Origin of the sequence: Capnocytophaga sp. oral taxon 329 str. F0087 (genome assembly GCF_000213295.2) — a bacterium.
Taxonomy (GTDB): domain Bacteria; phylum Bacteroidota; class Bacteroidia; order Flavobacteriales; family Flavobacteriaceae; genus Capnocytophaga; species Capnocytophaga leadbetteri_A.
In genome coordinates this window covers 1-11,193 of the sequence record NZ_KN390038.1, presented here as the reverse complement: position 1 = coordinate 11,193, position 11,193 = coordinate 1, and the positions used below count along the sequence as shown (strand labels likewise).

At 42.2% G+C, this 11,193-nt stretch carries 8 protein-coding genes; 1 reads left to right on the top strand and 7 read right to left on the bottom strand.

The features are described 5' to 3' along the window. Positions 1 to 343 precede the first annotated feature (343 nt). Positions 344 to 1,072 (bottom strand): TrmH family RNA methyltransferase, encoded by a 729-nt coding sequence (locus HMPREF9074_RS09815; RefSeq protein ID WP_009392476.1) that lies wholly within the window; start codon positions 1,070 to 1,072, stop codon positions 344 to 346. A gap of 88 nt (positions 1,073 to 1,160) precedes the next feature. On the opposite strand from HMPREF9074_RS09815, the gene HMPREF9074_RS09810 reads away from it, so the two are divergent. Beyond that, on the top strand, positions 1,161 to 3,686 hold the full coding sequence (locus tag HMPREF9074_RS09810; protein ID WP_369700502.1) for a translocation and assembly module lipoprotein TamL: 2,526 nt from the start codon (positions 1,161 to 1,163) through the stop codon (positions 3,684 to 3,686). A gap of 70 nt (positions 3,687 to 3,756) precedes the next feature. On the opposite strand, the gene HMPREF9074_RS09805 is transcribed toward HMPREF9074_RS09810, so the two are convergent. The 6 genes from HMPREF9074_RS09805 to HMPREF9074_RS12435 all read right to left on the bottom strand — a co-directional run. Continuing rightward, positions 3,757 to 5,424: a formate--tetrahydrofolate ligase gene (locus HMPREF9074_RS09805; protein WP_009392473.1), complete on the bottom strand. Its 1,668-nt coding sequence runs from the start codon at positions 5,422 to 5,424 to the stop codon at positions 3,757 to 3,759. Positions 5,425 to 5,468: 44 nt separating this feature from the next. After that, the gene (locus tag HMPREF9074_RS09800) at positions 5,469 to 6,611 is read right to left on the bottom strand and encodes a lactonase family protein (protein ID WP_009392472.1); all 1,143 of its coding nucleotides are present in this window, start codon (positions 6,609 to 6,611) and stop codon (positions 5,469 to 5,471) included. 5 nt (positions 6,612 to 6,616) lie between these two features. Then, positions 6,617 to 7,999 (bottom strand): aromatic amino acid ammonia-lyase, encoded by a 1,383-nt coding sequence (locus HMPREF9074_RS09795; RefSeq protein ID WP_009392470.1) that lies wholly within the window; start codon positions 7,997 to 7,999, stop codon positions 6,617 to 6,619. 16 nt (positions 8,000 to 8,015) lie between these two features. Continuing rightward, entirely contained in the window at positions 8,016 to 9,620 is a 1,605-nt protein-coding gene (gene lnt, locus HMPREF9074_RS09790; RefSeq protein WP_009392468.1) for an apolipoprotein N-acyltransferase, read from the bottom strand. 133 nt (positions 9,621 to 9,753) lie between these two features. Continuing rightward, entirely contained in the window at positions 9,754 to 10,986 is a 1,233-nt protein-coding gene (locus HMPREF9074_RS09785; RefSeq protein ID WP_034540502.1) for a leucine-rich repeat domain-containing protein, read from the bottom strand. Positions 10,987 to 10,990: 4 nt separating this feature from the next. Further along, the coding region (locus HMPREF9074_RS12435) for a hypothetical protein (protein WP_034540500.1) at positions 10,991 to 11,193 on the bottom strand (203 nt) is incomplete at its 5' end.

Here is an 11,193-nt window from a genome sequence, read left to right as displayed (position 1 = left end):
AGTGGGAGGGGTATTAACATCCCCCCTAACACATACTCCGCTGCGCTAGCTCGCGGACTTCCTTCAAAGGGGGAGATGTGACGGGCAAACGGGGGTATTAACATCCCCCCCAGCCCCCTTCAAAGGGGGAGATGTGACGGGCAAGTATACACGAAAAATATGATTTTATTGAATAAAAGAGAATACTTAATATACTGGTGGGTATAGTACTTTTTTCTGTTTTAAGGTCGATTGTTGGACGTTTGTACTTCGCTAATCCTTCGCTAATCCTTCGGTGATTGTTCGGTGTTCCTGTATCCTTCCTATATCGATTGTATAGGATAGGTGTATTTAGAAAAATTTTCTAATGATGCCCCATAACTTCACTTAAAATAATCGCTCCTGCCATCGCTACATTGAGGCTCTCGGTGCGTTGGTGTTGGCTAAAGCGGGGAATCGTAATCACCTCATTGGATAAGGCGCGTACCTCTGAACTGATGCCATTGGCTTCGTTGCCTAAAATAAGTATGCAATCCTTAGGGAAAGTGGCTGTATAGAGGTTTTCGCCCTCTAAATCCATTGTGTATACAGGGAGCGCTGTGGTGGTTAGAAAAGCGGCTAAATCGAGGTAATGCACTGCTACGCGGGTAAGCGAGCCCATAGTGGCTTGTACCACCTTGGGATTGTAGCAATCGACCGTTTGGGTGTTGCAGAGTAGGGTTTCGACTCCGAACCAATCGCATAGGCGGATGATAGTGCCCAGATTGCCAGGGTCTTGTACATTGTCGAGTGCTACAATAACGCCCTCTTGCAAAATGCCTTTGTGCTTAGGCTGCTGAAAAACGGCTAAGCCCTCATCGGGGTTTTGGAGGGTACTGACCTTGCGCAATTCGTCTTTGCTAACAGGTGTAATAAGATGCTGTGGCACGCTGGTAGTAAAGGCTTCAGTAGCGATAAGCAGCTGGGGGGTGTAGCCTGCTTGTAGAAATTCGTTGATACTTTTCTTGCCCTCTACTATGAAGAGGTTCAGCTCGTTACGATATTTTTTGTGGTGTAACTTCTGAATTAATTTTACTTGATTTTTGCTAAGCATAAATATATTATGTAATTTTGAGCCCTAAAAACAATTATTTGTGAAAAAGGCGTTTTTTCGATATTCGTTTATCAGTGGGCTATGTGTTTTGCTCTGCTATTTGTCGGCTTGTGAGGCTACTAAACGGGTGGCTGCCGATGATTATTTGCTGCGCGAAAACAAGGTTTATGTGAATGATGCCCTTACTGATGATGCAAAGGTAAACAATTTTATCTTTCAAAAGCCTAATTCGTATATTTTAGGGTTGCCGGTGAGTTTGTATATTTACAACTGGGCGAACCCTCATTCTGAAGAGGAATTTGTACAATGGCTTGATAATCACCCTCGTTGGCATCGATTTTTGAATGGCTTCCTCTCTAAAAAGCAGGTGGGGAGGTTGCAAGAATCTTTTTTGGTGTCGGGTATTGACCACCAGCTACAGAAGATTGGGGAAGCCCCTGTGATACTTGATACGGCACAAGTGCGGCGGTCGACTAAGCAGCTGGCGGCTTACTACAGGAGTATTGGCTACTTTAACGCTAAGGTGGGCGATAGTATCCGCAAGCTGACGAAGACTGAAAAGCGCACGGCTATTGTAGATTACTACATACAAACGGGCGACCGCTATTATATAGACAGTCTGAAGACGGCTATCACATCGCCAGAGATAGATTCGGTGTACCGATTGCACCTTGATAAGACGCTGCTAAAACAGGGAGCTCCGTATCAGTTGGCGGACTTTGCTGGGGAGCGTACGCGCCTCTATACGCTTTTCCGCAACAAGGGTTTTTATACTTTTCAGCAGAGTTCTATCAATTTTGAGATAGTGCGCGACACGGTGCATAAGCAGAAAGACCGCAACCTACAGGTGAGCACTAATATAGGCGACCTGATAGAGCGCGATGGTGATGTGGTGACTACTAAGAAATATAAAGTGCATCATATCAATAAGATACGTATGTATACTGATTATGACAGTCAGACGGATAAATCGGCGCTTGATTCGATAACTTACCGCGACCTAATTATCTACTACAAGGATAAGCTGCACTACCGTCCGCGGGTGCTTTGGCGTGCTTCGGGCTTGCGCCAAGGACAGCTATACAGCGATACTGATAGGGGGAATACTTATAAGCAGCTAAACAATCTGCGCGTATTTCGCTACCCGAATATGGAGTTTAAATATCCGGCTAAAGATACGCTAATGAACAAGTTAGACGCGAATATCTATTTAAGTCCGTTAGATAAGTTTTCGCTTAGGCTGACCAATGAGATAAAGCGTTCGGAGATTGAGGCAATAGGTTTTGGCGTAGGTACTGCTTTCTCGGCGCGCAATGTATTTAGAGGGGCTGAGACGTTAGAACTGAACCTACAGGGTACTTTTGCTTCGCAGCCTTCGCTGAACGACTCGCATTTTTTTAACACCTCTGAGATAAGTGGCGATGTGAGGTTTATCTTCCCTACTATTCTCTTTCCGCTGAATACACGCAAGCTGATTCCGTACTATATGACTCCTCAGACAATATTGCAGGCGGGTATGAGTTATCAGACGAATATAGGCATTGACAAGCGTACCACGTCGGGGTTATTGCGCTATGTATGGAACCCACGTGAGCAGAAAAATAAGGTGATTTTTGACCTTATCAACGTGCAGTACGTTAATAATATCAATCCGCGGAACTTCTTTAGTATCTACCAAAGTACGTACGAACGGCTGAACGATATATCGAGAAAGTATCATTTAGGAACGGCTTATGTGGATAGTAGAGGTAATCTGACCCCAAGAGAGGGTACTTTTAGGTTTTTAGGAGATATTTTCAACCGAACTATACCCGTACAAGCAGAAGATGTGGTACCGCTATTAGGTATTTTAGAGCGGTACAACCGGATTACGAACAACGACTTTATCGTTTCGAGCAGTTATACGTATATTTTCAACAGTAAATCACAGTTTTTTGAGCGTGACTTCTCGCAATTCCGTATAAAAGTAGAAGCAGCAGGCGGTTTGCTCAATACTTTGGCTTCTACTTATAACGTAGTGAAGACGGATAATAACAAAAATAAGATTTTTGGGGTTGAATACGCTCAGTTTGCTAAAGGAGAGCTGGATTTTATTAAGCATTTCCCGATAGGAAAGCAGAATTCGCTGGCTTTTCGTTCGTTTTTTGGTATAGCGGTACCTTATGGCAACTCTGATAATATACCTTTTTCGCAGAGTTACTTTGCAGGAGGAACTACCGACAATAGGGGTTTTAAAGCCTATCGTTTAGGGCCAGGCGCAAGTCAGTCGGTATTTGATTATAACGAGGCGAATATGAAGCTGACGCTGAATTTGGAGTATCGTTTTCAGATGTTAGGGGCTTTTAAAGGGGCTCTTTTTACGGATGTGGGGAATATCTGGAATGTAGCTGATAATACGCCTATAGCTGATAATAAATTCGTAAATTTCTCTTCGCTAAAAGATGTGGGGGTAAGTACGGGCTTTGGGCTACGCTATGATTTTAACTTTTTTGTAATTCGTCTTGATATGGGCGTGCCGACTTACGACCCTGCTTACGAGGTTGGAGACCGATGGATTAAGAAGTTTAAAATGAAAGATGTGGTGTTTAACTTTGGGATAAACTATCCGTTCTAAAGACGAAAGACAAAAAAAGAGGCTGTACAGAAGTTTTGTACAGCCTCTTTTTTTGTTTGTAGTTTATGTGTTAAGAGAGTCCGGAGATGATGCCCTCATCATCTATATCCATACCTTCGGCAGCGGGTACGCTAGGTAAGCCCGGCATACGAACGGTATCACCCAAAATAGGGATTACAAAGCCTGCTCCTGAAGCGAACTCAAACTCGCGTACCGTTACCTCGAAATCAGTAGGACGTGCGAGCTTTTTCTCGTCATCACTGAGTGATTTGGGCGTCTTGACGATACAAACCGGTAATTTATCAAAGCCTAACTTGTTTATCTGCTTAAGCTGGCTAAGTGCTTTGCTGCTGTAATTGACCTTGTTTGCACCATATATCTTAGTAGCTACGGTAGTTATCTTATCCTCTATACTTGCCTGGTGAGAGTACAATGGCGCGAAATGGCTTTCGCCACTCTCGGCTATAGCTACTACGGCACGAGCGAGTTCTTCAGTGCCTTTGCCTCCTTCACTAAAACCTTTGCTAACCACTGCTTCTACTCCTTTTTTGGCACATACTTCTTTTACATAAGCAATCTCCTCCTCGCTATCGTGTGGGAAATAGTTAATGGCTACTACTGCTTTAAGTCCGAAGTGTTGCACATTTTCGATGTGCTTTTCTAAATTAGCAATACCAAGTTTCACTTTTTGCAAGTCGGGAGTGTTGTATTCCTCTTTTTTAGCGCCCCCGTGATGACGCAACGCGCGGATAGTAGCTACTACTACTACTGCATCAGGGGCTAAGCCTGCTGATACACATTTGATATTAAGGAATTTTTCCGCGCCAAGGTCTGCCCCAAAGCCCGCTTCGGTAACTACATAATCGCCTAATGAAAGTCCCATTTTGGTAGCTAATACCGTGTTTGTACCCTGCGCTATGCTAGCAAAGGGACCGCCGTGAAGGATAGCGGGATTATTCTCAAGCGTTTGTACAAGGTTAGGTTTGATAGCTTCTTTGAGCAAGAGTGCCATAGCGCCTACTACGTTAAGGTCTCGAGCGAAAACAGGAGTGCCATCGAACTTCTTGCCTACATAGATATTGCCTATACGCCTTTTGAGGTCAGAAAAGCTCTCTGAAAGGCATAATATGGCCATAATCTCGGAAGCTGGAGTGATATTAAAACCGTCTTCGCGAGGTGTACCATGAGTGCTGCCCCCTAAGCCTACCACTATATGGCGAAGAGCGCGGTCGTTCATATCCATTACGCGCTTCCAAACTACCGTACGCGGGTCGATACCGATGCTGTGTGTTTTGCTTTGTATATTATTGTCAATAACAGCAGAAAGAAGATTATTAGCCTTCTCAATAGCCGAAAAGTCGCCAGTGAAATGTAGATTGATATCTTCCATAGGCACTACTTGCGAATAGCCCCCGCCTGCCGCTCCGCCTTTGATACCAAATACAGGCCCTAAAGAAGGTTCGCGCAGTACGGCTATAGCTTTTTTGCCTATCTTATTGAGCCCCTCAGTAAGCCCAATGCTGACAGTAGTTTTGCCCTCGCCTGCAGGGGTAGGAGTAATAGCAGTAACGAGTACTAACTTGCTGTTTTTCATCTTCTCAGGATTGATAAGATGCAGGGGTAGCTTCGCCTTATACTTGCCATAAGGATCGAGGTTGTCCTCACTAATATTTAGTTTCTTGGCTACCTCTCTAATAGGGAGCATCTGTGCCTTTTGGGCAATTTCTAAGTCAGTCATAAACAATTGAGAATTAATAATTTTGTGCGACAAAAGTAGTGATTTTAGTTGGATTTTGCAAACAGAATACAAGTAGGTTTATCTACCTCAATTTCTTGTGAGGTTTCAGTAAGTTCTCCTGTTGTTTCATTGCGTTGAAAAACCTGAATCTTGTTGTTGTCGCGACAAGCAACCAAAAGGTATTTACCATTGGGAGTTATCGCAAAATTACGAGGGTGGACGCCTGTGAGTTGGTAGCCTACTTTGGTTAAAGTACCTTTCTTAGGATTGATAGCAAAGATTGCTATACCGTCTTTCTTCAGGCGGTGTGAGGTATATAAGAAACGCCCATCGGGGCTGATATGTATATCGGCACTGCCACACCCGCCACCTTCATCAGCTATTAAGCGCTGTACCTCTTTCAGTTTACCCTTGCGATAGCTGAGCACCACACATTCGCCCCCTAATTCGTTAATAAGGTAAGCAAAATGACCGTCTTTACTAAAAGTAAGATGACGAGGCCCTTGCCCATCGCTCACCTGATAAGCTACTTGTTGAGCGGTGAGTACCTCAGCCTTTTTGCTAGCTTTCTTGTTGTAACGAAAACGATACACGCGGTCGTTGCCCAAATCGGTTGCTAATATATACTTTTTATCAGGGGTGGGAATAATGCAGTGAATATGAGCTACGCGCTCAGGAGTGCGCCCTGCAAAAGCTATGTGTTGCACCTCTGCTTGTAATCTCCCTTCTGTATCTAATGAGAAAACACTGGTATCGCCCCCAGTGTAGTTAGCTGTGATGACATAGTTACCATCACTTACAATATGACAAGGGTCGGCACCTGCTCGTGGCAAGGCATCTTTAGAAGCCGTAGGTCGAAATACAGGATTGCTTAGCTTTGCTTTGTTTTCACTTAAATCAAACGAATACGCCCCTTGTCGCCCGTCGTTATACTCGCTTACTGCATATAGCCGTTTCCCTTCAGGCGATAAGGTTACAAAGGAAGGATTGGCTGCTGTTGCAGTGTTCAGCAACTCAAAAGTACCATTCTCCTGATTAAAATTATAAGTATAAATACCTTTAGAGTTACCTCCTTCGGTATAAGTACCTACATACATCGTTAAGTTATTAACTTTTCCGCCTTGCGCAAAAGAGTGAAGACTAACGATTGCTCCTAACAAAACCAAAAGTATTTGCAATTTCTTCATAATTTCTAATTTTGTGTGCTATTAAAAAATTGTATTGTGTGTTCTATTTGTTTTTTGAGGGTAGTTGCTTCCTCTTCTGCTATAAAATCAAGATAATCTTTAAATATAGAAGAATGATAACGAAGAGGTTTCTTTTTCCAAAGTGAAGTAGCTAAAATAAGTTCAATAGCAATGATTTGCATTACATTTTTGACTATTTGAGAGCATTTTATAGCCGAACTACCGCCCATCCCCTTTATATCTATCGTTTTTTCAAAGAGTATAGGACTTTCTATACTAGAAGGAGTAGAAAGACGGCGGTTTTCATTGAGTATTCCCTCTATAATACGCTGAAATATAGGGTAATCAATCTCTGTCTCTATATCTTTCCCAACATTAGAAAGCAAGTAAAACACACGGCGTTCAGAGATGTTGCCTAAGCTGGTGAGCGTGATACTGAGAAAGTCCATACTTAAGGAAAGAGGTAGCGTATGCGAGTTGCCCCCAAAGATAATTTCGCCTTGTTCAGGAAAGAGAATAGGGTTATCGGTTACGGAATTTATTTCGGTTTTTACTACCTTGCGAATAGCAGCAATAGCCTCGCGTACGGCTCCGTGTATCTGAGGAATAGAGCAGAAAGCTTCTGGCATACTCTGAAAATCTTCAGGACTATCTACTAATGTACTGTCTTTTAGCAGCGTGCGCAGGTGTTGTGCCGTCTCTACTAACCCTTTGTGAGGGCGTACTACCTGCATCAGTTCTGAGAAAGCCGATAGGTTACCCCCAAACACTTGAGTAGAAACTGAAGCTACAAAGTCCGCCCACTCTATAAGCTTAAGCGACTCAATAAGGTTATGCGCACTATAGGCTGTGGTAAGTTGCGTGCCGTTGAGCAACGCATCTACCTCACGCTGACTAAGAGGTAAGGGCTCCCAGCCATATTTAGAAGCCAACTCCTGAGCTGAATAGATTTTGTTTTGGATACATACCTCGCCTTCGCCTATAAGAGGTAGCGAGAGATGCGCTAATGCGATGCGCTCATCAGGAATATCCTTAGAATAAACCACAGGGTATACCCCATTGTTGAAAAAGTCAATAAGACGCTGTACTAAAGCGAGACGTACCCCACTGAATCCGTACGAAAAAGATTGTATTTTGAGAAACAGCATTATCCTCACTAACTTACAAGGCAGGCGTTCGCCTATTCCACAGGCATAATGCCTCAGTTGGGTATAGTGCTGCTCTGTTGCCTCGCTCAATGAGGTATCTTTCACCTTTTCAGTAAAGAAAGTATGACACTTTTCGATGTTTAGCACCGCCTCTTCAGAGAGTTTGAGCTTCACATCAGTATTGATAATTGTATCTAACTGCTCCAAAAGGAGTACTTCATTAGAAATATAATGTACCATCTCTATAATAGCTTCTTTAGTTTTTTGATAGTAACCCTCTGCGCTTTACTACAGCACTTAAAAAAATAAAAAATGCCAAGAAATACGCAATGCGCGCAATGTAATCACCCATACGCACGTAAAAAGTAACTTCTTCATTAAGGGCAATAGTACCTTTCAGACTGCCCTGCACACCATAAGGTAGAGTTTGCAGTACCTCGCCACGTCCATTGATAAACGCCGAAATACCCGTATTGGCACTGCGCACTACACTGCGACGCGTCTCAATAGCACGCAAACGGGTATAGCTGAGCAGCTGTTTATGCCCCTGTGTATTGCGCCACCACGCATCGTTGGTGAGAATAGCCAAAAAGTTAGCGCCTTTCTTGATATAATCGGTTACGAACTCGCCGTAAATCGTCTCATAGCAAATAATAGGAGCCGCCTTACCCTCAGTCCCTACCCCTGCAAAAGCAGTACGCTCTGGCTGAGTAGTCTTAAGCGCCACAGTACCACCCAAATTGATAAGCGTCTCGCCTAATATAGGCTTTAGCACTTGCTGATAAGGAAAATTCTCTACCGCTACCACCAATTTACTCTTGTGATACAAAGGCACTTCAGGGCGACTATTAAGCAGAAAAGCCGTATTATAGTCGTTGTACCATATATTATATTGGGGTAAGTAGTTGCTTTGCGAGGTAGTATGCGCCTTATCAGTAATGAACTCAATCATAGCAGTACCCCCTACCCAATTGAGCTGAGGATAACGATCTACCAAAGTGCGCAATATAGCCACCTCTTGGGTATAAGGCAGTTCGTGTAGCTTCACATTATCAGCAAATACAGTCTCTGGAGTAACGATAAAATTCACTTCTTTATCCATCTTCACCTCAGCCAATTGTACTAATAATTGCGCTACTTTAGCATTACTAAAGTCATATTTCTCTTGATAAGGGTCGATATTAGGCTGCAAAGCAATAGCTTTGATAGTCTTTTTGCCCTCTTCGGAGTAGTTTTGGTATTGAAAATACGAAATAAGCACAGGTACAGCAAATAGTAGCATCGCCCCCCCTACCCTTTTAGCAAGTAGCGGACGGTTTTTATCCGATAAATAGTCTTTTACCCCTATAAAAAGCGCTATATTCACCAACCAAACCCATAGCGTACCCCCAAAAGCACCTGTATATTCGTACCATTGTATCCACGTTATTTGTTCAGAAAAGACATTTCCTAAGTTAAGCCAAGGCCAAGAGACGTCCCACCACAGGTGAAACTTCTCAAAAGAGAGCCAAATGCAGACCAAAAAAACAAGCGATACTTTTGTTGAAAGCCTTTTAGCCACAAGGTGATACAACAAAAAGGTAATGGTCATCAGCAAGGTATTAGCCAAGATAGCAAAGACAGCCCCTATTTGGGTGGAATACCATATCCACCAAGTAGTGGGTATATTCCACACCAAAAAAGCCAAATAGCTAAGGGCAAAGACCTTCCGCTTGGTGTGCTGATAGCGTGTTCTAACGCGAGATTCCATCAACAACAAAGGCACTAAAGCAATGAATATCAGAGCAGTAAAGCCATAAGTAACCCACGCCCCAGCAAGCAAGCCCCCAGACAATAAGGCTAATAAAATATTCTTTTTCATACGATTTAAAAATACGTGCCAAAAGTAAGCAATTATTAGTTAATGCGCAAATTTGTTTTTCAGTAAGTTTTTAATAACCAAAGCACCGCTTAACATTGTGTAAGCGGTGCTTTGGTTTTAAGGTTGCTATAGGTTATTTAGCAGTTATATAACTCTGATAAGTAGGGAGCAATGCTTTGTAAGCAGCCACACTACTTGCAGGCACATAGATATGCTGAATCCTATTTTCTGCAAAAATAGTGTTATTATCCTTATTACTTTTTAGCGGAGGGGTAGTCCCTTCAAAAGTAATAGTAGTAAGACGATTATTCTGAAAAGCATTTTCTTTTACTTCTTTAACAGTAGCAGGTATAGTAAGGGTTGCTAATTGATTGTTGCCGAAAGCATTTTTGCCAATTACTTGTACACTATTAGGAATACTAATAGATGTTAATTTGCCAACAAAAAAAGCCTCGTCTTCTATAGTAACCACCGAATTAGGTATGGTAACTGTAGTAAATACATTTGCTTGAAAAGCATTCTTAGGAATAACAGTAATACTATTAGAAATAACTACAGAATTCGAATTATTGAATGAAAAAGCTCCTTCACCTATACTTACTACATTGTTAGGTATTATAATAGAACTTAACCCTCTATACTTAAAGGCTTCTTTGCCAATATGAGTTACTTTATTAGGAATATTAATTCTTATTTCATACATAGTAGACTCTACAGTGAAGAAATCATTAGCAAAAGCTCTATCACCGATAGTTAGCAAGTTGTCGGGCAAAACAACAGTTATCAACTTTTTCTTATCCTCAAAAGCATAGTTGCCAATAGCGGTTACATTTTTCAGCACTGGGTCAGCCTGCATATTTAAGTTTTTAGTCTTATTATTTTTCCACTTTATCAACGTTTTACCATCAGGACTTAGCTCATAGTCTGCAGCAGTAATAGGTTGGTCTGGCTCTTCATCATCTTCGTCATCAGCTCCTAATCCTATATAAGTAGTAGGCCAACTAGTAGCGGTTTTAGGACCGTAAAGACGTTTGTTTACGGTATCTATATACCAATCGCCTTCATTACCTTTGTCAGCATCCGGAGCGCCACTGCCAGAATGAATTTTAGAGCCCGACTGTCCTGCGGGCGCACCTTTTAGGCTTACAGGAGTGCCCCAGCCCTCAGCGGTCTTAGGCCCATAAAAATCATAGACAGGAAGTCTCAAGTAATAATCACCTACACTACCCAAAGTAGCGGTAGGAGTTTCAGTACCCGAAAGGATAGTATTACCTTTTTGTACTTCTACAATTGTTTTTTCTTTGGTGCAGTTCACTAATGCTATAGGAGCTGCTATCGCCATCGCGATATAAATAAAATTCTTCATTTTTCTAATGTTTAATATTTTCTTCTTCTGATTCAAAAAGAACTTTTAATGACCAGATCATTTCAATAAGTTCTTCAAATAGCTTTACAATATCAATTACCTTACTACATATAAAGAGTTTTTTTCTTGGAATCCCTAATCTTTTAGCAAGCTCATCTAAATCAATCCCTTCCCCACCATTAGTTGCAGGCAAAACGATTAAAGCAA

Excerpts from the sequence above, each read along its gene's own strand:
- HMPREF9074_RS09805 (WP_009392473.1), bottom strand. The coding sequence starts at position 5,424 with ATGACTGACTTAGAAATTGCCCAAAAGGCACAGATGCTCCCTATTAGA.
- HMPREF9074_RS09795 (WP_009392470.1), bottom strand. The coding sequence starts at position 7,999 with ATGGTACATTATATTTCTAATGAAGTACTCCTTTTGGAGCAGTTAGAT.
- HMPREF9074_RS09785 (WP_034540502.1), bottom strand. The coding sequence starts at position 10,986 with ATGAAGAATTTTATTTATATCGCGATGGCGATAGCAGCTCCTATAGCA.
- lnt (WP_009392468.1), bottom strand. The coding sequence starts at position 9,620 with ATGAAAAAGAATATTTTATTAGCCTTATTGTCTGGGGGCTTGCTTGCT.
- HMPREF9074_RS09800 (WP_009392472.1), bottom strand. The coding sequence starts at position 6,611 with ATGAAGAAATTGCAAATACTTTTGGTTTTGTTAGGAGCAATCGTTAGT.
- HMPREF9074_RS09815 (WP_009392476.1), bottom strand. The coding sequence starts at position 1,072 with ATGCTTAGCAAAAATCAAGTAAAATTAATTCAGAAGTTACACCACAAA.